General features: G+C 64.5%; 25 protein-coding genes. 12 read left to right on the top strand and 13 right to left on the bottom strand.

Annotated elements, in window-relative coordinates; genetic code table 11:
• The first annotated feature begins 72 nt into the window (after nucleotides 1–72).
• Nucleotides 73–351, top strand: a complete 279-nt coding sequence (locus L5G33_RS19430; protein ID WP_236998324.1) for a hypothetical protein — start codon at nucleotides 73–75, stop codon at nucleotides 349–351.
• Between the two features lie 28 nt (nucleotides 352–379).
• Here the strand turns inward: L5G33_RS19430 and gyrA are convergent, their stop codons facing one another.
• From gyrA to dnaA, 6 genes are all read right to left on the bottom strand, one after another.
• Entirely contained in the window at nucleotides 380–2,881 is a 2,502-nt protein-coding gene (gyrA, locus tag L5G33_RS11485; RefSeq protein ID WP_236998323.1) for a DNA gyrase subunit A, read from the bottom strand.
• A 94-nt stretch (nucleotides 2,882–2,975) separates the two neighbouring features.
• Nucleotides 2,976–5,045, bottom strand: a complete 2,070-nt coding sequence (gene gyrB / locus L5G33_RS11480) for a DNA topoisomerase (ATP-hydrolyzing) subunit B (RefSeq protein ID WP_236998322.1) — start codon at nucleotides 5,043–5,045, stop codon at nucleotides 2,976–2,978.
• 177 nt (nucleotides 5,046–5,222) lie between these two features.
• The gene (locus tag L5G33_RS11475; protein ID WP_236998321.1) at nucleotides 5,223–5,774 is read right to left on the bottom strand and encodes a DUF721 family protein; all 552 of its coding nucleotides are present in this window, start codon (nucleotides 5,772–5,774) and stop codon (nucleotides 5,223–5,225) included.
• A complete protein-coding gene (gene recF, locus L5G33_RS11470) occupies nucleotides 5,767–6,975 on the bottom strand; it encodes a DNA replication/repair protein RecF (RefSeq protein ID WP_236998320.1) in 1,209 nt (402 codons plus the stop codon). Before recF ends, L5G33_RS11475 begins: the two co-directional genes overlap by 8 nt.
• 14 nt (nucleotides 6,976–6,989) lie before the next feature.
• Nucleotides 6,990–8,192 (bottom strand): DNA polymerase III subunit beta, encoded by a 1,203-nt coding sequence (dnaN, locus tag L5G33_RS11465; protein WP_236998319.1) that lies wholly within the window; start codon nucleotides 8,190–8,192, stop codon nucleotides 6,990–6,992.
• Between the two features lie 516 nt (nucleotides 8,193–8,708).
• Nucleotides 8,709–10,238 carry a chromosomal replication initiator protein DnaA gene (gene dnaA / locus L5G33_RS11460; RefSeq protein ID WP_236998318.1) on the bottom strand — a complete coding sequence of 510 codons (1,530 nt, stop codon included), beginning with the start codon at nucleotides 10,236–10,238 and terminating at the stop codon, nucleotides 8,709–8,711.
• Nucleotides 10,239–10,541: 303 nt separating this feature from the next.
• Here dnaA and rpmH point away from each other — a divergent pair, with 303 nt between their 5' ends.
• The 9 genes from rpmH to L5G33_RS11415 all read left to right on the top strand — a co-directional run bounded on the left by rpmH (nucleotide 10,542) and on the right by L5G33_RS11415 (nucleotide 17,141).
• Nucleotides 10,542–10,685 carry a 50S ribosomal protein L34 gene (gene rpmH, locus L5G33_RS11455; protein WP_006337454.1) on the top strand — a complete coding sequence of 48 codons (144 nt, stop codon included), beginning with the start codon at nucleotides 10,542–10,544 and terminating at the stop codon, nucleotides 10,683–10,685.
• 28 nt (nucleotides 10,686–10,713) lie between these two features.
• A complete protein-coding gene (gene rnpA / locus L5G33_RS11450; protein ID WP_236998317.1) occupies nucleotides 10,714–11,118 on the top strand; it encodes a ribonuclease P protein component in 405 nt (134 codons plus the stop codon).
• A complete protein-coding gene (yidD, locus tag L5G33_RS11445; RefSeq protein WP_236998316.1) occupies nucleotides 11,115–11,447 on the top strand; it encodes a membrane protein insertion efficiency factor YidD in 333 nt (110 codons plus the stop codon). Before rnpA ends, yidD begins: the two co-directional genes overlap by 4 nt.
• 3 nt (nucleotides 11,448–11,450) lie before the next feature.
• Nucleotides 11,451–12,644 carry a membrane protein insertase YidC gene (yidC, locus tag L5G33_RS11440; protein WP_236998315.1) on the top strand — a complete coding sequence of 398 codons (1,194 nt, stop codon included), beginning with the start codon at nucleotides 11,451–11,453 and terminating at the stop codon, nucleotides 12,642–12,644.
• Nucleotides 12,645–12,698: 54 nt separating this feature from the next.
• A complete protein-coding gene (locus tag L5G33_RS11435; protein WP_236998314.1) occupies nucleotides 12,699–13,238 on the top strand; it encodes a Jag family protein in 540 nt (179 codons plus the stop codon).
• A 263-nt stretch (nucleotides 13,239–13,501) separates the two neighbouring features.
• Complete coding sequence (gene rsmG, locus L5G33_RS11430; protein ID WP_236998313.1) at nucleotides 13,502–14,218, top strand: 16S rRNA (guanine(527)-N(7))-methyltransferase RsmG; 717 nt, start codon at nucleotides 13,502–13,504, stop codon at nucleotides 14,216–14,218.
• Nucleotides 14,169–15,224 carry a ParA family protein gene (locus L5G33_RS11425; RefSeq protein WP_236998312.1) on the top strand — a complete coding sequence of 352 codons (1,056 nt, stop codon included), beginning with the start codon at nucleotides 14,169–14,171 and terminating at the stop codon, nucleotides 15,222–15,224. Before rsmG ends, L5G33_RS11425 begins: the two co-directional genes overlap by 50 nt.
• Entirely contained in the window at nucleotides 15,224–16,324 is a 1,101-nt protein-coding gene (locus L5G33_RS11420) for a ParB/RepB/Spo0J family partition protein (RefSeq protein ID WP_236998311.1), read from the top strand. Before L5G33_RS11425 ends, L5G33_RS11420 begins: the two co-directional genes overlap by 1 nt.
• Before the next feature lie 103 nt (nucleotides 16,325–16,427).
• Nucleotides 16,428–17,141: a hypothetical protein gene (locus L5G33_RS11415; RefSeq protein ID WP_236998310.1), complete on the top strand. Its 714-nt coding sequence runs from the start codon at nucleotides 16,428–16,430 to the stop codon at nucleotides 17,139–17,141.
• Between the two features lie 65 nt (nucleotides 17,142–17,206).
• Here the strand turns inward: L5G33_RS11415 and L5G33_RS11410 are convergent, their stop codons facing one another.
• The 5 genes from L5G33_RS11410 to sigM all read right to left on the bottom strand — a co-directional run bounded on the left by L5G33_RS11410 (nucleotide 17,207) and on the right by sigM (nucleotide 20,973).
• A complete protein-coding gene (locus tag L5G33_RS11410; RefSeq protein ID WP_236998309.1) occupies nucleotides 17,207–18,352 on the bottom strand; it encodes an N-acetylmuramoyl-L-alanine amidase in 1,146 nt (381 codons plus the stop codon).
• Nucleotides 18,353–18,514: 162 nt separating this feature from the next.
• The gene (gene trxA, locus L5G33_RS11405; RefSeq protein ID WP_236998308.1) at nucleotides 18,515–18,844 is read right to left on the bottom strand and encodes a thioredoxin; all 330 of its coding nucleotides are present in this window, start codon (nucleotides 18,842–18,844) and stop codon (nucleotides 18,515–18,517) included.
• Between the two features lie 73 nt (nucleotides 18,845–18,917).
• A complete protein-coding gene (trxB, locus tag L5G33_RS11400) occupies nucleotides 18,918–19,874 on the bottom strand; it encodes a thioredoxin-disulfide reductase (protein WP_236998307.1) in 957 nt (318 codons plus the stop codon).
• A 142-nt stretch (nucleotides 19,875–20,016) separates the two neighbouring features.
• On the bottom strand, nucleotides 20,017–20,292 hold the full coding sequence (locus L5G33_RS11395; protein ID WP_236998306.1) for an RsmA family anti-sigma factor: 276 nt from the start codon (nucleotides 20,290–20,292) through the stop codon (nucleotides 20,017–20,019).
• 120 nt (nucleotides 20,293–20,412) lie between these two features.
• Nucleotides 20,413–20,973: an RNA polymerase sigma factor SigM gene (sigM, locus tag L5G33_RS11390; RefSeq protein ID WP_236998305.1), complete on the bottom strand. Its 561-nt coding sequence runs from the start codon at nucleotides 20,971–20,973 to the stop codon at nucleotides 20,413–20,415.
• Nucleotides 20,974–21,184: 211 nt separating this feature from the next.
• On the opposite strand from sigM, the gene L5G33_RS11385 reads away from it, so the two are divergent.
• Nucleotides 21,185–21,505 (top strand): hypothetical protein, encoded by a 321-nt coding sequence (locus tag L5G33_RS11385; protein ID WP_236998304.1) that lies wholly within the window; start codon nucleotides 21,185–21,187, stop codon nucleotides 21,503–21,505.
• Here the strand turns inward: L5G33_RS11385 and L5G33_RS11380 are convergent.
• Complete coding sequence (locus L5G33_RS11380; protein ID WP_236998303.1) at nucleotides 21,502–22,197, bottom strand: TetR/AcrR family transcriptional regulator; 696 nt, start codon at nucleotides 22,195–22,197, stop codon at nucleotides 21,502–21,504. The two genes, L5G33_RS11385 and L5G33_RS11380, sit on opposite strands and share 4 nt — an antisense overlap.
• Nucleotides 22,198–22,260: 63 nt before the next feature.
• The gene (locus tag L5G33_RS11375; protein WP_236998302.1) at nucleotides 22,261–22,869 is read right to left on the bottom strand and encodes a VOC family protein; all 609 of its coding nucleotides are present in this window, start codon (nucleotides 22,867–22,869) and stop codon (nucleotides 22,261–22,263) included.
• A 101-nt stretch (nucleotides 22,870–22,970) separates the two neighbouring features.
• Between L5G33_RS11375 and L5G33_RS11370 the strand changes: the two genes are divergently transcribed.
• Nucleotides 22,971–23,897 carry a sterol desaturase family protein gene (locus tag L5G33_RS11370; RefSeq protein ID WP_236998301.1) on the top strand — a complete coding sequence of 309 codons (927 nt, stop codon included), beginning with the start codon at nucleotides 22,971–22,973 and terminating at the stop codon, nucleotides 23,895–23,897.
• The last annotated feature ends 1 nt before the right edge of the window (nucleotide 23,898 follow it).

Here is a 23,898-nt window from a genome sequence, read left to right as displayed (position 1 = left end):
CTGGGACTAGGCGAACCAGAACCCACCGAACCAGAACCCGCCGGACCAGAACTCGACGAATCAGGACCCGAGGTGCCTGTGTCCGACGAACCCGCACCCGAGCTTCCACTCCCGTTTGCCGATGCGGCAGGCCGCGGCGTACTGGACGGTGTGCCCGATACGACTCCGCGCGGCGCCGGGCCGGCAGCAGGTCTGCTGCCGGTGTCGACGCCCGCGGCCTTGGCCATCTCGCCGGCCGTCAAGCCGGTCGACGTGGTCTTCTCGCCGCGCTTCCACGGCGGAACGACCTGGCCGCGTTCGACGTTCTGGTCGTCAGGTGTGCTCACAAGCGGATCCTCACTGGACGGGTGATGACACCCACCCTAAACGCTATCGGCCGTCATTCCTGGTCTGCCGCGCCCTCTTCGGGTTCATCGGCGTTGCGTGCGATCGCCAGCAGGCTGTCGCCGTCGGACAGGTTCATCAAACGGACGCCCTTCGTCTGGCGTCCCGCCTTGCGAACCTGCTTGGCGAGCGTGCGGATGACGCCGCCACTCGACGTGATCGCGTACACCTCGGAATCCAGGTCGACGATGATCGCGCCGACCAGGTCGCCGCGCTTGCGGTCGTACTGAATCGTCAGCACGCCCTTGCCGCCGCGGCCCTGCGCCGTGTACTCGCCGATCTCGGTGCGCTTGGCGTAGCCGCCCGACGTCGCGACCAGCAAGAATGTGTCGTCCTGAACGACGTTGAGCGAGAGCAGTTCGTCCTCGTCGTTGAACCGCATGCCCTGCACGCCGGACGTCTGACGACCCATCGGGCGCAACGTCTCGTCGTCCGCGGTGAACCGGATCGACTGCCCCTTCTTCGAGACGAGCAGAAGATCGTCGTCGCCGCTGCACAGCTGTGCGCCGACCAACTCGTCCTCGCCGCGCAGGTTGATCGCCGCGATGCCGCCAGACCGGTTCGAATCGAATGCGTCCAGACGCGACTTCTTGACCAGACCGTTGCGGGTCGCGAGCACCAGATACGGCGCATGGTCGTAACCGGAGATCCGGATGACCTGTGCAATCTTCTCCTCCGGTTGGAACGCCAGCAGGTTCGCGACGTGCTGGCCGCGAGCTGTGCGGTTCGCTTCCGGCAGCTCGTACGCCTTCGCCCGGTAGACGCGGCCCTTCGTCGTGAAGAACAGCAGCCAGTCGTGCGTGCTTGAGACGAAGAAGTGCGCGACGATGTCGTCCTGCTTGAGTCCGGCACCCTGCACGCCCTTGCCGCCGCGCTTCTGGCTGCGGTAGAGGTCAGTCCTGGTCCGCTTGGCGTAGCCGGTCTCGGTGATCGTGACGACGACGTCCTCACGGGCGATCAGATCCTCGTCCGCCACATCGCCTTCGGCCGCGATGATCTTGGTCCGACGATCGTCGCCGTACTTGTCGACGACCTCCTTGAGTTCGTTGTGGACGATCTCGCGCTGCCGTTCCGGACGCTCCAAGATGTCCTTCAGATCGGCGATCTCACGCTCGATCTCCGCCAACTCGTCAACGATCTTCTGACGTTCCAGAGCCGACAGACGACGCAACTGCATCGCCAGGATCGCGTCGGCCTGCAACTCGTCGATGTCGAGCATGTCCATCAGCCCGGTGCGCGCGGCATCAGTGTTCGCCGATGCGCGGATCAAGGCGATGACGTCGTCGAGCGCGTCGAGCGCCTTGACCAAGCCGCGCAGGATGTGCGCGCGCTCCTCGGCCTTGCGCAGCCGGTACCTGGTCCGTCGCACGATGACGTCGATCTGGTGCGCGACGTAGAAACGGATCATCTGATCCAAGCGGAGGGTGCGGGGCACGCCGTCGACGATCGACAACATGTTGACACCGAAGTTCGTCTGCAGCTGGCTGTGCTTGTACAGGTTGTTCAGCACGACCTTCGCGACGGCGTCGCGGCGCAACGTTACGACGATGCGCAGACCCGCACGGTCGGACGACTCGTCGTCGATCTTGCTGATGCCCTTGAGCTTGCCGTCGTTGACCTGCTCGGCGATCGAGCTGATCAGGTTGTCCGGATTCACCTGGAACGGGAGCTCGGTCACCACGAGCGTCGTGGTCCCCTTGTTCTCCTCGATGTCGACGACGCTGCGCATACGGATACTGCCGCGGCCCGTCATGTAGGCGTCCTTGATGCCCTGGGTGCCGACGATCAGGCTGGCCGTCGGGAAGTCCGGCCCCTTCACCGCGTCCATGCAGGCGGCGAGCGTCGTCTCGTCGTCGGCCTCCGGGTTCGCCAACGCCCAGAAGACGGCGTCGGCGACCTCGCGCAGATTGTGCGGCGGAATATTGGTGGCCATACCCACCGCGATACCGCCGGAGCCGTTGATCAGCAGGTTCGGGACACGCGACGGAAGGACCGTCGGCTCCTGCGTCTTACCGTCGTAGTTCGGGATGAAGTCGACGGTCTCCTCGGTGATGTCGCGGAGCATCTCCATCGCCAGCGGCGTGAGACGGGCCTCCGTGTAACGCATGGCTGCCGCGCCATCGTTGCCTCGAGAACCGAAGTTGCCCTGGCCGTCGATCAACGGGTAACGCATCGACCACGGCTGGGCGAGACGGACCAGCGCGTCGTAGATCGAGCTATCGCCGTGCGGGTGGTAGTTACCCATCGTCTCCGACACCGGGCGGGCCGACTTCACATAGCCGCGCTCCGGGCGGAAACCCGCGTCGAACGACGCGTACAGCAGACGACGGTGCACCGGCTTGAGTCCGTCACGGACCTCAGGGAGGGCACGGCCGACGATCACGCTCATCGCGTAGTCGATATAAGAGTTCTGCATCTCCTGGCCGAGGTCGACCGGGTCGATACGGTCGCCGCCGCCGTCGCCGTTCAGCGGTGACAGATCGGATTCGTCGCTCATCAGATCACTTTCTTGGGTCTCGACTCCGCTCGACCGGCGAGAAGTGGCCGCTCAGTCGGCGAAGCGAAGTGGATGTCAATCAGGCAGGAGTGTCTTAGACGTCGAGGAAACGGACGTCCTTGGCGTTGCGCGCGATGAAGCTGCGGCGTGCCGCGACGTCCTCACCCATCAGGATCGAGAACAGTTCGTCCGCTGCTGCCGCATCGTCGAGGGTGACGCGCTTGAGGACTCGAACGTCCGGGTCCATCGTGGTCTCCCACAACTCGCTGGCGTTCATCTCGCCGAGACCCTTGTAGCGCTGAATGCCGTCGGCCATGTTGATCTTCTTGCCCGAGTCGAGACCCGCCTGCAGCAACGCGTCGCGTTCCCGGTCGCTGTACGCGAAATCGGGCGCGGAACCCTTCTGCCATTTCAGCTTGTACAGCGGCGGCTGCGCGAGGAAGACGTGGCCCTGCTCGATGAGCGGGCGCATGAAGCGGAACAGGAGGGTCAACAGCAGTGTCGCGATGTGCTGGCCGTCGACGTCGGCATCAGCCATCAGCACGATCTTGTGGTACCGGAGCTTCGAGATGTCGAACTCGTCGTGGATACCGGTGCCGAACGCGGTGATGATCGACTGGACCTCGGCGTTCTTGAGGACACGGTCGATGCGCGCCTTCTCGACGTTGATGATCTTGCCGCGCAGCGGCAGGATCGCCTGATACATCGAGTCGCGACCGGACTTGGCGGAACCGCCTGCCGAGTCGCCCTCCACGATGTAGACCTCGCACTTCTCCGGGTCCTTGCTGCGGCAGTCGGCGAGCTTGCCAGGCAGTCCGCCGATGTCGGTCGCGGTCTTGCGGCGGACGAGGTCCTTGGCACGACGGGCCGCCATACGCGCCTGCTGCGAATCGGACGCCTTGCGGATGATCGTCTTCGCTTCGGCCGGGTTGGCCTCGAGCCAGTGCGCGAGATGCTCGTTGCACGCCTTCTGCACAAAGCTGCGGACCTCGGTGTTGCCGAGCTTGGTCTTCGTCTGACCCTCGAACTGCGGGTCGCTGACCTTCACCGAGATGACCGCAGCGAGACCTTCCCGGATGTCGGTGCCCTCGAGCTTGCCATCCTTGTCCTTGATGAGCTTCTTCTCGGACGCGTACCGGTTGACCGTGCTCGTCAACGCTGAACGGAAGCCCTCCTCGTGGGTGCCGCCCTCGTGCGTGTTGATGGTGTTCGCGAACGTGTGGACCGATTCGGAGTAACCCTCGTTCCACTGCATCGCGATCTCGACCTCGTGGCCGGTGCCCTTCGCGGTGAAGCCGATGACCGTCCGGTGGATGGGCGACTTGGCGCGACCGTTGAGATGCTTGACGTAGTCGACGATGCCGTCCGGATAGTGGTAGGTCCGAGTCTTGACCTTCGCAATCTTCTGGGCCTTGTTCTCGGTCGCCGCCGAGATCGCCTCGGCGCCGTCGATGTCTCCGTCGGCCTCGACTTCGGCTTCAGCTTCGGAGTCGGTGATCCGCTCGTCGGTGAGCGTGATGGTCAGTCCCTTGTTCAGGAAGGCCATCTCCTGCAGGCGACGGGCGACGGTCTCGGCGTCGAACTTCGTGGACTCGAAGATCTCGTCGTCCGGCCAGAACGTGACGCTGGTACCGGTCTTGGTGGTCTTGGCGCCTTCGACGAGCGGGCCCGGCTTGGCATATGTGTACGTCTGGTTCCAGTACGAGCCGACATTCTGGATCTCCAGGTCGACGCGCGTCGAGAGCGCGTTCACGACGGAGATACCGACACCGTGCAGACCGCCGGACACGGCGTAGGAGTCGGAGTCGAACTTGCCGCCCGCGTGCAGCTGTGTCATCACGACCTCGACGGTCGGGACGCCGGTCGCGTGCAGGCCGACCGGGATGCCTCGACCGTCGTCGACCACGTTGACGCCGCCGTCGGCGCGCAGGGTGACGTCCACACGCGACGCGTAGCCCGCCATCGCCTCGTCCACCGAGTTGTCGACGACTTCCCAGATCAGGTGGTGCAGGCCGCGTTCACCGGTGGAACCGATGTACATGCCGGGACGCTTGCGGACGGCTTCCAGGCCCTCCAGGATGGAGATGGAGTCGGCACCGTATTCACTGGACTTCTTCGGCTCTTTGCTACTGCTGTCGGCCACGGAGTGTCCGCTCCTGTTCATCTAGAGGGCAGGTTACCCTCCAGTGTACTGCCTCAAGCGAATTAGCTGACCGCTCGCCACGGCCTGTCGTCCTCACAGCGCGATTTTTTCGGATAGCTGCGACTCGGTTGGCATCCGCCCCGGATTAATCGCGCTCACGCGCGAACTGACGGCCGATACGACTGCCGGTCACGTCCACTACCCGTACGTGTCCCGCGGGCCGCGCCCGGAAACGTGTCGCGGACCCTTCCGCCACGACGGAGCCTGCGGCCCCACGATGCGCAGACTCGTCACCACGTTGTGTCCGACGGAGGCGGCGATCTTCTTGAGTATCTGACTCTGCATGTATCGCAGCTGCGTCGCCCACGCCGTCGACTCGGCGCGCACATGCAGCACGCTCTCGTTGAGCTTCTCCGGTTCGGCGTGCGCCGCGATGTCCTCACCGACGATCGACGGCCAGAGAGCGAACAGCGTGCCCTCAGAGATCTTCGACTCCCAGCCGTGATCCTTCGCCAACCGGCCGGTCAACTTGCCCAACGGCTGAGGATCGCGCGGATCGGGTCCCGCACCCGACCATGACCTGCGCGAGCGGTCTCCGCCGCGGCGCCGGGACCGGATGGGCGCAGAGCGGCCCATACCGACCGACTTCCCGGCCGCGCGGGCTTCGGCACGCGCGTCTTCGAGCGCCTTACGCGCCATCTCGTATCCGCTGCGTCCGCCGAGCGGATCCGGTGGTGTCTGGTCACTCATGCGCCTCCCCCTCCTGCTCGAGCGGAGGCGAAATCTTCTCATCCCCCACGACCAGCGAACTGCGCGGACCGTCGTCGGATACGCCGATGGAGATCCGGCGTCCGCTGACGCGCGTGGGGATGTCGTCGGCGACGGCGGCGGTCACCAGGAGTTGTTCGGAGCCCTCGGTGAACTCGGCGAGTTTCTCGCGGCGTCGGACGTCGAGTTCGGCGAAGACGTCGTCGAGCATGATCACGGGGTCCACTCCGTCCGCGCGGAGCAGGTCGACGCTGGCGAGCCGCAGGGCAAGCGCGAACGACCAGGATTCGCCGTGGCTCGCGAAACCCTTCGCGGGTTCGTCGCCGAGGACCAGCTCGAGGTCGTCACGGTGCGGTCCGACGAGGCTGACGCCGCGTTCGATCTCCTTGTCGCGCAGTTCGACGAGCCGTGCCGCCAGTATGTCCCGGATCTCGTCGACCGCGTCATCGCCGCCGGGTGACGCATCGACGTCGGCACCTGCGGCGGACCGGTAGGCGATCGTCGCGGGCCGCGAGTGCGGGGCTATCGACCCGTACGCCGCAGTGACGAGCGGCGCCAGGTGTCGGACGATCGCGATTCGCGACGCCGTGACCTGGGCCCCGAACTCGGCGAGCTGGGAATCCCACACGTCGAGGGTGCTGATGACCGAATCGGTCTCACCACGGCGCATCGCTGCGCCCGCTGTCTTGAGCAGCGCGGACCGCTGGCGGAGAACCCGGTCGTAGTCGGCTTTCGCACCAGCGGCCATCGGCCGGATCTGGGCGACGAGCTCATCGACGAAACGTCGACGTTCGCTCGGGTCCCCGCGCACCAGCGCGAGGTCTTCGGGGGCGAACAGCACCGTCCGCAGAATGCCGAGGACTTCGCGGGTACGACGCACCGGCCGCGTATTGATAGCCGCCTTGTTCGAGCCGGACGCCGCGATCGCCAAGTCGACGGTCAGCTCGCGCCCGTCATTCTCGACGGTCGCCGACACTTTCGCGACATCGGCTCCCGACCGCACCAACGGTGCGTCACTGGACACTCGGTGCGACCGCAGCGTCGCAACGTAGAACAGCGATTCGAGGAGATTCGTCTTACCGAATCCGTTCCGCCCCACGAAGATCGTGGTCTCCGGAGCCAACGTGAACTCGGCGCTCGGCCATGAGCGGTAGTCGCGCAGCGTCAGATCTCGAACGAACACGTCTGGGGCGCGGATCAGCCCGGCAGACGCACAGGCATCAGCAGGTAGCTGAACTCGCTGTCGGGAGCGGCGTACAAGCCGGACTCGTCGGTCACCGGATCGTTGCCGGAAGCGGGCCGCAGGACGGCGGGACGGATCGCGGCACGCTGCTGGCCGCTGCCGTCCGGCTCCGGGTTCGTGAAACCGAACTCGACTGTCTCCGAACCGATCGCGGCCAGGCCGTCGAGCAGATACGTCGGGTTGAACGCGATGATGATCGGCTCACCGTAGAACGCGACCGGCAGTTCTTCCTCCGCCTTGCCCGCTTCGTCGCCGCCCGCGGTGAGCATCACCGAGTCGCGAGTGAAGTCCAGGCGGACCTGCGCACCGCGTTCGGCGACAAGTGAGACACGCTTGATGGCTTCGATGAGCGGAGCGCTGTCGACGGAGGCGACCGATGTGTGTCCGGCAGGGAACAGTTGGCGGAACTTCGGAAACTCCGCATCGAGCAGACGCGTCGTGGTCTTCTTCGCGTTGTTCGTGATGCCGAGAATGCCGTCGGACCCGATGGCGTGCGCCGAACCGAAAGCGAGATCGACAGTGCCGGTGCCGTCCGAGCCGGCCGATTTGGCTGCTTCGGAGAGTGTCTTGGCTGGGACGAGCGCAGAGCCTGCGGTACCGGCCTCAGAGGGACTCCACTGGAGTTCACGGACCGCGAGACGGAAGCGATCGGTGGCGGCGAGGACCACTTTGTCGCCGTCGATCTCCACGCGGACGCCGGTCAACATCGGCAGGGTGTCGTCGCGACCTGCGGCGACGGCGACCTGTGACACGGCCTGGGCGAAGAGATCGGCGGGGACGGTGCCGGTCGTCTGAGGAACGTCGGGCAGATCCGGGTAGTCCTCGGCGGGCATCGTCGGCAGCGAGAAGCGCGCGCTGCCGCAGGCGATAGCGACGCGACTGCCGTCGATGGTCACATCGACCGGCTTGCTCGGAAGCGCCTTGGTGATGTCTGCGAGCAGTCGGCCGGAGACCAATGCGGTGCCGTCATCGGACACCTCGGCCGAGATGGTCTGGGTAGCCGACACCTCGTAGTCGAATCCTGAGACTCTCAGGCCGTCGTCGCCTGCGGTCAGGACGACGCAACCGAGGACCGGGACCGGCGGACGCGACGGCAGGCTCCTGGCAACCCATGCGACGGCATCGGCGAACTCGTCACGCACGACACGGAACTTCATCTGCGGTGATTGCCCTTCTGCTGGTTGACGGCCGTGCGCGGTGACGCGCTCGACTCCGGCGACACGACCGTGTCACCGGGTTCCACTCTAGAGCGAGCACCGTGGTGTATCGCAACAGCGGCTGTGATTCGACGGACCGGCGGGACGTCGTTCGGCTGTGTATGCACACAACTACTTTTAAAAGAAGTACTTCTTAGAGAAATTCTTACTAGAAGTAGGGCCTGTGGAATCTGTGGATAACTCACCTTCCAGCAGGTCACATGACCGGCATCGCTGGGGACCGACATGGAACCGAGCCTGTGGATAACTCGGTGCGGTTGTGGACCAAGATAGTTATCCACAATGTGCACAACCCCTGTGCACAGCTTCGCGGCGAGTCGTCACCAAGTTGTCCACAGGGCGGCGTAAACACGGACCTGGGGTTTTGTCATTGCGACACGCCGGTGACGACACGACGAATTCGACCTTCGTGTCGCGTGAACCGTTCGTCGCCGAGACGACCGAGTGCCCGGGACATCAGCGGTTGGCCCGCTGCTTGATGCGTGCGGTCAGTTCCTGCACGTGGTCGTAGACCTTGCGCCGCTCCGGCATCTCCTTGTTGATCTTCTTCACCGCGTACATGACCGTCGTGTGGTCGCGGTCGAACGCTTCACCGATCTTCGGGAGCGACAGGTCGGTGAGTTCGCGGCACAGGTACATGGAGATCTGACGGGCCTGCGTCACCGGACGCATCTTGCTTGGTCCGCGCAGATCTTCGATGGAGATGTCGAAGTACTCGGCGGTGATGGCCAGGATGCTCGCGGCGCTGATCTCGATCGCCCGGTCGTCTGGGATCAGTGCCTTGAGAACGACCTCGGCGAGTGACCGGTCGAGCTCGGCGTTCTGCAGGGATGCGAACGCCGTCACGCGGATCAGCGCGCCTTCGAGCTCGCGGATGTTGCGTTCGATCTTGGATGCGATGAGCTCCAGGACGTCGTCCGGGGCCGCCAGCTTGTCCATCTGCGCCTTCTTACGAAGGATCGCGATACGTGTCTCGAGGTCGGGCGGCTGCACGTCGGTGATGAGTCCCCACTCGAACCGGGTCCGCAAACGGTCCTCGAGGGTGGCCAGCTGCTTCGGCGGACGGTCGGAGGACACGACGATCTGCTTGTTCGCGTTGTGCAGCGTGTTGAACGTGTGGAAGAACTCCTCCTGGATGCCTTCCTTGCCCTCCAAGAACTGGATGTCGTCGATCAGCAGCATGTCGATGTCGCGGTACCTGCGTTTGAACGCGACGCGCCGGTCGTCACGCAGGGAGTTGATGAAGTCGTTCGTGAATTCCTCGGTCGAGACGTACTTGACGCGCATCCCCGGGTAGAGGCGTTGCGCGTAGTGGCCCGCCGCGTGCAGGAGGTGAGTCTTGCCCAGGCCGGATTCGCCCCAGATGAACAGCGGGTTGTAGGCGCGCGCCGGGTTCTCGGCGACGGCGACCGCCGACGCGTGCGCGAACCGGTTCGATGCGCCGATCACGAACGAGTCGAACGTGTACCGCGGGTGCAGCGACGTCGTGCTGCTCTCGGCGGGCGTCGCGACATCGCGGTCCGCGAAGTACGAAGTCCACTCACGCGGCCCGGGTTGCGGGCCCTGCGGCGCGTCAGAGTAGTTCAACGCGGAGAACTCGTTCGGCGCTGGATCGGCACGGTGATCGAGCGTGTCGACCGCTGCGGCCGCGGCCGCAGGCGTGCGAACCGGAGCCGGCTCGGCAGGCGTCGACGCGATCTCCTCCGGTTCGGCGACGCGGACCGCGATGTCGACGGTCTGACCGAGATGGGTGCTGAGCGCGGTCCGGATCACTTCTCGGAGATTGCGCTCGATCTGTTCCTGGACCAGCGGAGTAGGCACCGCCAGGAGCGCGAAACCCTCGATCAGGGTCAACGGTTGGACGAGCGAGAGCCATGCCTTCTGCTGCCGCGAGAGTGGTTGCCCACTCGGCGTGGCGGATTCGCCGGTGAGTTCAATGACGACCTGCTTCCAGACGTCGTTGAACGACTCGCGATCGCTCGCCATGCCGGGCCCCCTTCAACAGTAAATCCACAGACGTGCGTCCTAGAGGTTGCCACGAAATGCCACGCCAGCGCGAGTTGTCCACACAGTTATCCACATCTGTGGAGAAAGCTGTGAACAAATCTCAGGCATGTAATTCGCTGCCCTGTGATCCAGGCAGGTCGGAGCGGGTTTGATCGGGCAGCAGCAGTCCAGTAGTCTCGACAGGTCGCCCAAGCACGTGTGCAGGTCATCTAGTCATGAGATGAGACCGGTACCCAGCGTCGGGCAAGAGACCACCTGCTGTATCGACTCAAGGAGCACCCAGTGGCTAAGGGGAAGCGTACTTTCCAGCCGAACAACCGTCGTCGCGCCCGCGTGCACGGCTTCCGTCTGCGCATGCGTACTCGCGCTGGCCGCGCAATTGTGAACGGTCGCCGTTCCAAGGGCCGCGCCAAGCTGACCGCCTGAGTCGGCGCGTATCCGATCGCAGCGATCGGTGACCGCCGCCTCCAGGCGGATCTCGCGGAGATCCGATTTCACCCGCACACTTGCCAAAGGTGTGCGGGTTTCGGCACGTGATCTGGTGATCCACCTGGCGCCCGTGTCTGCGACATGGCCGGATCCGACCGGTCTGCGTGCGGATGTCGCGACCATCGGTGGCCCCTGGCTCGGCCTCATCGTCTCGAAAAAGGTCGGCGACGCCGTCACCCGACACCGGGTCGCACGGCGTCTTCGTCATGCGTTCGCCCAGGTGCGCGGCGAACTGCCGGTCGCCGAGACTTTCGTCGTACTGCGTGCGTACCCGTCCATCGCCGAGCTTTCCACCGATGAGCTCGCCGACCAGTTGAGGGCCGGCTTCGCGCACCGGAAGGCGCAGGCGGCGTTCGCGGGGGCGCGATGAGTCTCGCCCACCGAATGCACATGTGGCCGCGTCAGGCCCTTGTGTTCCTGATCGAGCTGTATCGGACGTGGATCTCCCCGACCCGGATGCCGACGTGCCGGTTCGAACCGACCTGCAGCGGATATGCGGTCGAAGCACTGGGTAGGCACGGATTCCTCTGGGGTTCGGTGCTCTCGGTGTTCAGACTTCTCAAGTGCGGACCCTGGCATCGCCCCGGATACGACCCGGTGCCCGAGAACGGTCCGCGACAATGGCTCGCCGCGATGGTCGGCAAGCAGCAGACTTTAGAAAGCGGCGCTCGCGCGCCAACTTCAGATAGGGGTCAGTGAGCCGTGCTCAACTTCATCTACTACCCGGTGTCCTGGATCATGTGGGTCTGGCACTGGCTGTTCGACAAGATCATGCCGGACTCGCCGGGTGGTTCGGGCGTCGCCTGGGCACTGTCCGTGGTGTTCCTCGTCTTCACGCTGCGCGCGATCCTGTACAAGCCGTTCGTCAAGCAGATCCGCACGACGAAGCAGATGCAGGAAATCAACCCGCAGATGCAGGCGATCCGTAAGAAGTACGCCAACGACCGGGTCAAGATGACCGAGGAGATGCAGAAGCTCCAGAAGGAGCACGGGTTCAACCCGCTTCTCGGTTGCCTGCCGATGTTCATGCAGATCCCGGTGTTCATCGGTCTGTTCCACGTGCTGCGTTCGTTCAACCGAATGGGCACCGGCACCGCCATGCCGATCGGCGGTACCAGCGAGGCGATGACCGCAGAGCAGACGCGGTCCATCGGCAACTATGCGTTCAGCGCGGACCAGGTTCAGAACTTCCTCGACGCCCGCATCTTCGGCGTCCCGCTGTCGTCCTTCATCACCGAGCCTGTCGACCAGTTCCAGGCGTTCGTCGAGCATGGCCAGCCGGTGGACTTCACGCGGTGGCAGATCGCCGTGGTCGTCGTGCCGCTGATGATCGTGGCTTCCATCGCGACGCACATGAACTCGCGCGCTTCGGTGGGACGTCAGACGGCGGCCGCATCGGACAACCCGCAGACCCGCATCATGAACAAGCTCGCGTTGTACGTGTTCCCGCTCGGCATCCTCGTGACCGGACCGTTCTTCCCTGTCGCGATTCTGCTCTACTGGGTGAGCAATAACCTCTGGACCTACGGTCAGCAGCACCTCGTCTTCGGTCGTATCGCCAAGGAAGAGGAAGAAGCCAAGGCCGCTAAGGAGGAACGGCTCAGGGCCAATGCTCCGAAGCCGGGAGCCAAACCGAGCAGCCCTAAGCGCGGTGCGACCGCAGTAGCCGATGCCGCGACCGACGTCGACGAGGACAGTTCCGACGAGGCGCCGAAGACCTCGCTGAAGAAGGGCGACGGGACGTCGACCCCCCAGAAGGCTTCCGGCGAGAAGGCCAAGCAGCAGCCCGGTCCGGGGAAGAAGCCGTCGCCCGGACAGCGACCGAACAAGCCTGGCGGCGCCAAGCAGTCCGGCAACAAACGGAACAAGAAGAACAGGCAAGGCCGCAAGCGCTGACGCCGTTCTCGCGACGCTACGAACTTTTCCGCAGAAGATACAGAGGTACAAATCATGACAGGTGACGCTGTGCAGGCCGCCGTCGAATCCGACGAGCCGATTGCCGAGGATGCTCAGGAGGCATTGAGCGAGGAAGACAGTCTGGTCGAAGAGGGCGAGATCGCCGGCGACTACCTTGAGCAGTTGCTCGATGTTCTCGACTTCGACGGTGACATCGATCTGGACGTCGACGGCGATCGTGCGATCGTCAGTATCGACGGAGGCAAGGATCTGTCGAAGCTCGTCGGCCGCGACGGTGAGGTGCTCGACGCGCTCCAAGAACTCACTCGTCTCGCCGTCCAGCAGGCTACCGGCGATCGCAGCAGGTTGATGCTCGACGTCAGTCGGTGGCGCGCAGACCGACGCGATCGTCTCGCCCGACTCGGCACCGAGGTGTCCGAGCGCGTGCGCGACAGCGGGGAACGTGAGTCGCTCGACCCGATGACGCCGTTCGAGCGCAAGATCGTGCACGACGCTGTCGCCGCCGTCGATGGCGTGTACAGCGAGAGCGAAGGCGCCGAGCCCAAGCGTCGCGTGGTCGTTATCAAGGAGTGAGGTCTCCCCTCCCCTGTCCAGAGAAGTGCCGGGCCCGGGGGCGGGGCGGGTGGTGTGGGTAGGGGGGGGCGGAGAACAGTGGGGGTGGAAGGGAGTGAGGACCCCCCCCCCCTGCCCAGACACGCCCCGGCCTGGGGGCGGGCACTTCTCTTGTCTGAAGGGGGAGAATTACATCTATGTGATTCAAGGTGTTTCACGTGGAACCGGAAGCGGGCGTCGATCGGCCGGCGTTTCACGTGAAACCCATTGACGAATGAGGACAGATGATAGACGACCAACCCACAGCCGAGTGTGAACCGACTCCCGAGGTCGCAGCTGCGGTCTTTGGCGACCGACTCGATCAGGCGAACGCGTACGCTCGCCTACTCACCGAGCAGGGGGTGCTGCGCGGTCTCATCGGACCGAGTGAGGTCCCGCGTCTATGGACGAGGCACATTCTCAACTGCGCTGTGCTCGGCGAAGTGATTGACGATGGAGCGACGGTGTTCGACATCGGCAGTGGGGCTGGCTTGCCGGGCATCCCCCTGGCGATAGCGAAGCCGAACCTGTCGATTACGTTGATCGAACCGCTCCTGAGGCGAACCACCTTCCTAGATGAGGTGGTATCTGAGCTCGGGCTGACAAACGTCACGGTGACGCGAGGCCGAGCCGAGGAGAAGGCCGTGCTGGCGGCAGTCGGCACGGCCGACGTCGTGACGTCACGGGCCGTCGCGCCACTCGATCGGCTCGCGGGATGGTCCGCTCCCCTGATCCGGGTGGGTGGACGACTCATCGCTCTCAAGGGCCGTTCGGTCATCGAAGAGATCGAGCGCGATCGCTCTGCGGTACGGAAGGTGGGCATCGTCGATCTGGCCGTGACACAGTGCGGTGTCGATGTACTCGACGAGCCGACAACTCTCCTCGTCGGGTCGAGGGTCGGGACAGACAAGGATGCGGCCGCGGCCCGCCGAGCCGCACGTCGAGCCAAGCGAGGACGTTAGAGGATTGGTGTCCTTTCGACGTAGAGCGCACAATAGACGGAACGACGTAAGGAGCTCCGGGGTGCCCGAAGACGAATCAGTAGTTTCACGTGAAACACCGACCGATACGCATGCAGGGCACTACGCGGACACGCCGATCGCGGCTGCGGCTGAACGAGCAAGCCAGGTCCTGACTCCGGGGGGCTCTGGCACACTCCCCCGTCCGGCGCGGCCGAGAATCATGACGGTAGCGAATCAGAAGGGCGGGGTCGGCAAGACCACATCCGCAGTGAATCTTGCGGCCGGGCTGGCGATCCACGGCCTCGGCGTACTCGTCGTCGACCTCGATCCTCAGGGCAACGCCAGTACCGCGCTGGGGATCGATCACCGCCGGCCGGGGATAGCGTCGGTGTACGAGATGCTCTTGGACGATGTGTCGCTGCGCGATGCGATCCAGCAGTCTCCCGCTAGCGACAGGCTCTTCTGCGTGCCGTCGACTCTGGACCTCGCGGGAGCGGAGATCGAGCTGGTCTCGATGGTGGCCCGGGAGAGTCGTCTGCGTAGATCCCTCGACGAGAGCGTGCTCGCCGAGCTCGGAATCGACTACGTGCTGATCGACTGCCCGCCGTCTCTTGGGCTGCTGACCGTCAACGCGATGGTCGCTGCGAAAGAGGTCCTCATTCCGATCCAGTGCGAGTACTACGCATTGGAGGGTGTCGGACAGCTACTCCGCAACATCGAACTTGTGCAGGCACATCTGAACAAGGAGCTGCACGTGTCGACGGTCCTCCTGACGATGTACGACGGTCGGACCAAGCTTGCGGATCAGGTCGCTTCTGAGGTTCGGAACCACTTCGGTGACACCGTGTTGTCGACGATCATTCCTCGCAGCGTGAAGGTCTCCGAGGCTCCTGGTTACGGTATGTCGATCATCGAGTACGACCCGGGTTCACGTGGATCCATGAGCTATCTCGACGCGTCGCGGGAACTGGCGCAGCGCGCGGCAGTGGAAGGTGGTCTGGCGTAATGGCACAACAGCGCGACGCGCAACGGCGGGGCGGTCTCGGAAGAGGTCTGGCCGCCCTCATCCCGACCGGTCCGACCGAGGAGGATCCCGGCGCTAACACACGCCGCATGGGCTCAGCCGCGGCCGACGTCGTCATCGGTGGCGGTTCCTCTCGGGGTTCGTTGAGCGACTCCGGCGGAGTCGAGACCGATGTTTCACGTGAATCAACCGATCCCCGTCGTGAGTCGACCCGCGGGTCGAGCGAAGGCGGCACGCCGGACGCCATTGGTGCCGTCTATCGCGAGATCCCGCCGTCGCAGATTGAGCCGAACCCAAGCCAGCCGCGCACCGTGTTCGACGAGGACGCGCTGGCGGAGCTCGAGCATTCCATCCGTGAGTTCGGCCTGATGCAGCCGATCGTCGTCCGGGAGCTCCCCTCCCCCACTGCTGACGGGGTCCGCTATCAACTCATCATGGGCGAGCGCCGCTGGCGTGCTGGCACCAATGTCGGTGTCGAGGTGCTTCCGGCGATCGTCCGCGAGACGCCCGACGGTGAGATGCTCCGCGATGCGCTCTTGGAGAACATCCATCGCGCACAGTTGAATCCCCTCGAAGAGGCGGCCGCGTATCAGCAGTTGCTCGAGGAGTTCGACGTGACACACGAAGAGCTCGCGAATCGACTGGGTCGCTCACGTCCGGTCATCTCCAACATGATCCGATTGCTGCGTCTGCCGATCCCGGTCCAGCGTCGCGTCGCGGCGGGCGTGTTGTCGGCTGGGCACGCGCGTGCGCTTCTGTCCTTGGAGACAGGCAGCGAGGCGCAGGAGCAGTTGGCGGCTCGAATCGTGGCCGAAGGGCTGTCCGTACGCGCGACCGAGGAGGCCGTGACGCTCGCTAATCGCGGCGACGATGACTCTCCGGTGGCTCCCCAACGCAAGCGGCAACAGATGCAGATGCCGGGGTTGCAGGACGTCGCAGACAGGCTTTCGGATCGGCTGGACACGAAAGTGACCGTCAGTCTGAGCAAGCGGAAGGGAAAGGTCGTCATAGAATTCGGTTCGGTGGACGATCTGGAGCGAATCGTCACGATGATCGCGGAGCAGACGGACAACGCGACTTAGTCCGATTATTCCCATTTACCATTAGTGATATACGCCTGCACCCATGAAACGTCACAGTGACATGCAGGCTTCATGAGTAGTTCGGCGTGATACGGGAGCAACGATGACGGTGACGGTAGTACCTCTGGAACTCGAGATGTTTCAGACTCTGCCGTCGCATACTCGGCGCTGTGTCTTCTGGGAGATGGATCGCGACGACCCGAACAGTTTCGAGTCGGGGATGGTTGAGCGGAAGTCGGCGGTCGACCACGAAAGCGAATTCGACAAGGAGGCCTGGATCTCCGGACTGCTCCTCGAATGGGGCACGTGCGGACAGGTCGCCGTCGAGTCCACGACCGGCCGGGTCGTGGGCAGCGCCCTCTACGCTCCCCCGGGGCGAGTCCCGCGAGCCCGACGTTTCCCGACGGCTCCGGTTGGCTCGGATGCGGTCCTGCTGTCGACTGTGTCGGCGGAACCCGGCTTCGAAGAGACCTCGGTGACGCTCATCGACGCCGTTGTCACCGACGTCGTGCGGCGAGGTGTCCGCGCCATCGAAGCTTTCGGATTCACCGGTTCACGTGAACCACTCGAGCGCGATCTGGTCGGCTTGATGCTCGGCAACGGCTTTGACACGGATGCGTGCCTAGACTGCCTCATGCCGACGCAGCTTCTCATCGACTGCGGCTTCGAGACAGTCGCGGCCGATCTCTATCTGCCCAGGCTTCGTCTGGAACTCGATGAGGGACTCGGATGGAAGTCCGCAGTGGAGCGGGCGCTCGAGAAGCTGGTAGTCGAGGCGGCTGCCGATCTGTCCGGCGCGCCAACGCCCGTCGGCTGAAATGACGGTCGTCGCATCGCCTCGTCCCACCGTCGTTGTTTCACGGGAAACAACATCGATGTGATTTACGGAGTGATGCGTTCCGCGGCCAGAAGATCAGCGAACGTGTACGTACCCGTCGGACGGTCGTTCTCACCGAGAAGGTAGAGACGCTTGACGGCGACGAGGATGGCTTCGGCGATCGTGTCGCGCTGGCCGGGATCGGCGAGCATCGCAGCGTCGTGGGGATTCGTGATGTATCCGGTCTCGATGACGACGACGGGCATCCGAGTGGTGCGCAGAATGTTCCACGTGCGCTCGTGCGTGCGGCAGTCGAGGAAGCCTGTGCGGGCGACCAGCTCACGCTGGATGAAGCTCGCGAGATTGCGGCCGATGGTCGAGAACGAGCCGTGAGTGTTGCCGAAGTAGAACGTTGCGACACCATTGGCGAGCTCGTTCCGATAGCTACCCGCGCGCAGCGAGATCATCAGATCGACGTCAGCGAGATTCGCGACACGGGCGCGCTCGTCGTCCTCCGGCGACGACTTACCGTCGTGCGACAGGAACGTCTCCATACCGGCCGCCGACATGCGTCCCTCCAGACGCGACGCCAGATCCCACAGTGCTCCGGCGTCGGCTTCGGAGTCGGAACCGGGGTCGATGAGGATGCGCTTGCCGGACAGCTGGGGGCCGGAGCGCCGCACCTGCTCCTCTTCGCGGATGGCGTGCGGCGATCCGCCGGTGATACGGGTGCCGAGGCGGTTGAGGGAACGGATCGTCTCGGGCCCGCAGATGCCGTCCGAGCTCAACCCGTACTCGGTCTGGTAGCGGCCGACGGAGTTGTGCGTGACTTCGCCGAACTGTCCATCGACGAGTCCGTGGTAATAGCCGAGGTTCTGCAGGCGTGACTGCAGGGTGGCGACGTCGTCGCCCGTCATGGGTGCGGACAGGCGGTACAGGAGGACGCGGCTGCCGAGTTGATACGACGCTTCGCGGAGCGCGGCGTACGTCGCGCTCCCGACCGCGCCGTCGACGATCAGGCCGCGTTCTTGTTGAAACGCGCGGACTGCGCGATCGCACGCGGCATCGAACACCGCTTCGGGCGGGGACCACGGGCTCCGCTCGTCACCGGGTGTGGCGGTCGGCGCCGGAGGCAGCAGTCCTCGCGTAACAAGGATGGCCCGAATCTCGGCGACTGCCGAGCCGTGATCGCCGAGTCGCAATACCGGCATGGAGACCCCACTTTCTCGCATAAGGGTGACGGCCGCCGGCCGGGTGGCCGGCGGCCGTCACTGCACCGCTCTATTCTCTCAGGTCCGTGTCGATGCCGACAAACGAAAGGGTCGGATCGAGACCAACCGTATTGCCGATCGACGGCGGTGCCTGGACCGCCGTCATTCGAGGACGGGCGCGAGCTCCCGCAGGATGGCGGCCTTCGGCTTCGCACCCTGGATCGTCTTGGTGGGTTTGCCGTTCTCGAACAGGATCATCGTCGGGATCGACATGATCTGGAAGTCGCGGGCGATCGCGGGGTTCGCATCGACGTCGACCTTGGCCACAGTCAGCTTCTCACCGTTGTCGCGAGCGATCTCGTCGAGAACCGGGGCGACCATCTTGCACGGGCCGCACCAGGTGGCCCAGAAATCGACCAGCACGGGTTTGTCGGATTCGAGGACGTCCGCCTTGAACGTGTCGTCGGTGACGTCGACGGTGTTGCCTGCCATGTTGTTACTCCTTATTTGAGAGCCTGGGGTTCGAGAGCCGGGGTTCGGGAATCTGGGGTTTCGGGGATGGACGTCAGCCCGCGTGATCGGCGAGCCAGCGCTCGGCGTCGATCGCTGCCGAGCAACCGCTGCCCGCCGCGGTGACCGCCTGGCGGTAGGTGTGGTCGACGAGGTCGCCGCACGCGAACACGCCGGGGACGTTGGTGTAGGTGGAACGACCGTCGACCTTCACATAGCCGTCTTCGTCGAGATCGACCTGGCCGCGCACGAGTTCGCTGCGGGGGTCGTGCCCGATGGCGACGAACATGCCGGTCGCTTCCAGGGTGCGGGTCTCGCCGGTGACCGTATCGGTGAGTTCGAGCTCGGTAACCGCGTTGTCGCCCTTGACGGCGGAGACGGCTGCGTTCGTGACGAACTCGATCTTCTCGTTGGCGCGGGCTCGTTCGAGCATGATCCTCGAGGAGCGGAACTCGTCGCGTCGGTGGACGAGGCTCACTTTGCGGGCGAACTTGGTGAGGAAGGTGGCCTCCTCCATCGCCGAGTCACCGCCGCCGACGACGACGATGTCCTGCTCCTTGAAGAAGAACCCGTCGCATGTCGCGCACGAGGAGACGCCGCGACCGAGGAGTTCCTGCTCCCCCGGGACACCGAGGTAGCGGGCGGCGGCGCCCATCGCGAGGATGACGGCGCGGGCTCGATAGACCTCGCCGCCGACCTCGACCTCCTTGATGTCGCCTTCCAGGCGCATCGCATCGACTTCTTCAATACGAAGGTCAGCACCGAACCGGATCGCCTGCTCGCGCATCTCGTCCATCAGTTCGGGACCCTGGATGCCCTTCTGGAAGCCGGGGAAGTTCTCCACCTCGGTCGTGGTCATCAGCGCGCCGCCGAAGGAGATTCCTTCGAAGACGACGGGCGACAGCTCGGCGCGGGCCGCATACACCGCGGCGGTGTAGCCTGCGGGGCCGGATCCCACGATGATCAGTTCGTGGATCGGGTTCTCGGTGTCGCTCGTCAATCCGACGCTCATTAATCCTCCGTGTAGCAAGTGGGCCCGCCGTTGCATGCGGGCTTTGTCATTCAACACAAGGATATGGGCTGATGTTCCCGCAGGCCGCCGGAGGTGGAGGCGGTCACAGATCTGACGACAGCCGGCAGATCACTGAGCGGGTTCAGTCGGTGTGGAATCGGCCGATGGTGTCGAGCATCCGCGCCCTCACGTCCGGCGGGATCGGGACCTCTTCGTCGCGCAGCGAGACGAGATCGGCGTTCGTCGCATCGAGGGCGGCGAGGATGCGTTGAGCGCCGGGATCGTCTGCGGTCACCTCTCGTACATGGTCCGCGAAGGCTGGATCGAGGTGTCCGGCATGGAAGCTGATGAGAACGTCGGTTGGCACCGGCGGGCCGGGATACCGTCCGTCGTGACTGTCCGCCCCGTTGTGCTCCATCAGACTGTGTCCGCCTCCGCGTCGTTGGTGATTAGATTCCATCACTGATTTAGACGCAGCGGAACCCGTTTCGGTTCCCTTGTGCCAGCTCGGGCGTGGCGGATGTCGAAGCGGGCCGCGTCAGCTCTCGGTTCTCAGGTGGCCGAGGACGAGCGCGAGCTTCGCCCGTCCGCGGTTGGCTCGGCTCTTGACCGTTCCGGGAGGAATGCCGAGCGTTTCGGAGGCCTCGGCGACGGAAAGGTCGTGGATGTGCAGCAGGATGATCACCGCCCGTTGCTCGGGTGGGAGGACGTCGAGCGCGCGGCCGATGGAGAGCGACAGGTCGATGTCGCCGGTGTGGTCGAGCGGATCGGCCAGCGACTCGTCCTCCTCTATGAGCGGTGTGCTCGCATGCGACTTGTTCCGTCGGAGGCGATCGAGAGACGCGTTCAAGACGACCCGGTAGAGCCAACTCGAGACCGTGCAGTCGAACCGGAACCGGCCCGCGGTCTTGTTGACTGATTCGAGTGCGTCCTGGAGTGAATCGGCTGCGTCGTCGTAGTCGCCGGTGGTGCGCAGAGCGACTGCCCACAGCTTGTTCTCGTGCCGTTTGAAGAGAACTTCAAAGGCGGTGCGGTCCCCGTTGGTGTGATCCCGGAGCAACTGGTCGTCGCTTCGGGTGTCTGTGATCCCCCGTTGCATGTCGATGAATCTAGGCCCGCATACCGCCGAAAATGTCTGTTTCTGCGTACTTGTGGATAAAGTCGGCAAATTGTGGATCATTCGACCAGATCTTGTGGATAACCTGCACCTGTCACGCACAACCCAGTGGGCGACGCTGGGGATGGGCAGGCCCGGTCGTCCGACCGGCACGTTTCGGGCGATCATCGGTGGGTGTCCTATCCTCGTGTCCATGGACGACGACCAGCCGTTGGCGAGGTGGACGGCGGCACGGTCGATGGACCGTGTCGCTGTGCCGGGCGAGTTGCAAGTGACCAAGACGCACGTCGTGTTCGAGCCCAAGGGCCGACGCGCGCAGGGGGCCCGGTTCTCGGTCGCGTTCAAGTTCGTCGTCGGCGTCGGGACGGCTCCCGGTACGGGAAAACTCTTCAGCGGCGGGAAACGCGAACGGCTGTGTCTGACCCTCGGCGACGGGTCCGAGTGGTTGTTCGTCGTTCCCGACCTCGATGCGGCGGTGGCAGGTATCCGGAGTGCGGTGTCTTCTCGACGCTAGTCGGCGTGAAAAAGCTGCTGGTACGTGGCCACGAATGTCGCGGTGACCACGCGGTGGATCGCATCGATGGCGAACAATTCCAGGTCGTAACCGGCTTCGATGGGGGCGTCCAGGGCGGTCTGCCAGTCGACGAGGAGTTGAGTCAGTGCGCCGACGAGACCGATCGCGGCGAGCCGCTGGTCGGCAGTCGGTTCGTGGCCTCGAGCGGCGAAACCGAGGATGAGGTCGGCCCACCCGTGAATCGCCCGCAGTCGCAGCATCTCGAGTTCGGGGCTGACGCCGACGACTTCGATCATGATGATGCGCGCGCGGCGCGTGTCCTCGGTGAGGCTGGTGATGAATCCCCGCAGGGCCTGTTCGGCTAGCGCGGGCACCATGTCGTCCGGTATCGGACCGTCGGTGAGCTCGGTGTCCTCAAGCACCTCCGCGGCCGCGGCGAGCGTTGCGGCGCGCGCGATGTCGACGCAATGGTTGTAGACCTCGCCGAGCAACGCGGCACGGTCCCCGAACGACTCGTAGAAGTACCGCTGCGTCAGGCCGGCCTCGGTGCAGATGCGTTTCACCGAGACGTTGGGGTAGCCCAGCGTGCCGAACAGCTGCAGGCCCGCTGCAATCAGTGATTCGCGACGTTGGAGCTGTCGGTCCTCTGCGGTCAGTCCCCCGTATGTGCGTCCGCCGGCAGTCGTCATCATCACCGACCATCGTAAGCCGGTGCCCGGCAGCGGTATCGGCGTGTTGGCCTATTCAGTGTTCATCTACCCGGCGCCCGTGGTCCACACGAAGCCGTCGGGATCGGTCAAGGAGTCCGCGTCGAATCCGATCCGAACTCGATGCGAACCGGTGCCGACCGACAGACCCGTGACCTTCGCCAGGTTCGCTTGCCTGGTGAGAGCCAATGTCGCTGTGCCGGTGTCGAACTCGGCGTATCGGGAGCCGTAGCTCCGCGCCACGGCGAATCCGTTCTCGACGTAGAACTTCTTGCTGGCACCTACGTCGGCGGGCCCGAGTTGGACGACGAACTGTTCGACCTCGTGGTCGAGAGGCCCACTGTCCTTCTTCTTCGAGGACGCGAAGGTCCACACGGTGCCGTCCGGCGCCTGAATGGACCCTCCATATCCCCAGAGGGACTTCTTGGCGGGTTTGAGAGCGACGGCGCCGGCCGCCAGTGCCCGTCCCATGAGTGCGTCGACGGCAGACGGCTGCGGGGTGACGATCGACAGAGTGAATCCGCGAAATCCGGTCGTCGGTGCCGAGGACTGCTCCACGCGGATCGGCAGGGCGACGCCGAACGCGGCGTCGGTGTAGAACTTCTCCGCCGCGGCGGGATCGTCGGCTTCGATGGTCAGGCTCGTGATGGTTGGCATACGAGGAACGTTATCGCTGCACGTCATCGTGCGCTTCTTGATTCCTGATCGGCTCCGCTCAGGCTGGACACCCACTCATCTGACATAATATCGTGTCAGATATGTTGGACTCGATTCCGGAGCAGCTGCGCGAACCCACGGTTCTTGCGATCCCGTTCTTCGCGTTGATGCTCGGTCTGGAACTGTTCGCCGCTGCGAGACTCGAGCACTCGCACGACGACGACGGGCGTCCTCGCCCGGGCGCGTACCGGCGGGAGGACGCCAAGGCGTCAATCCTGATGGGTGTGGTGTCGATCGGGACGTCGGCCGTCGGAAAGTTCCTGGCGCTGTTCGTGTACGCGGCCTTGTTCGCGTACGTCGCGCCGTGGCAACTGCCGATCGGGTCCTGGTACACCTGGGTGATCGGCTTCGTCGGCCTCGACTTCCTTTTCTACTGGGAGCATCGGATCGCACACCGCGTCCGCCTGGTTTGGGCGTCCCACCAAGCGCACCACTCCAGCGAGTACTACAACTTCGCGACCGCGCTGCGGCAGAAGTGGAACCCGACCATGAGCCTGATCATGTGGCTTCCGCTCCCCCTGCTCGGCGTTCCGCCCGCCGTCGTGTTCGCGTGCTACTCGCTCAACCTCATCTATCAGTTCTGGGTCCACACCGAGCACATCGGGACCATGTGGCGTCCGTTCGAATTCGTGATGAACACGCCGTCGCACCACCGGGTGCATCACGGCAGCGACCCGGAGTACCTCGACCGCAACTACGGCGGCGTCTTCATCGTCTTCGATCGAATCTTCGGCTCGTTTCAACCTGAGACGCACCGTCCCACCTACGGATTAACCAAACCCGTTGACACACACAACATCTGGACGCTCGAGACGCACGAGTACGTGTCGGTGCTCCGTGACGTCCGCAGCGCATCCACCATTCGCGCGAAACTCGGCTACGTGTTCGGTCCGCCCGGATGGGCGCCGCGCGCTGCCGAACGCGCGGGCCGAAGCCCCCTCTCGCACTCGTCTGGCGCGTCGCGCTGAT

The organism is Gordonia liuliyuniae, assembly GCF_021738805.1.
GTDB classification, from domain to species: Bacteria; Actinomycetota; Actinomycetes; order Mycobacteriales; family Mycobacteriaceae; genus Gordonia; species Gordonia liuliyuniae.
The sequence above is the reverse complement of the archived record's forward strand: the minus strand, read 5'-3'. Positions and strand labels throughout refer to the sequence as shown.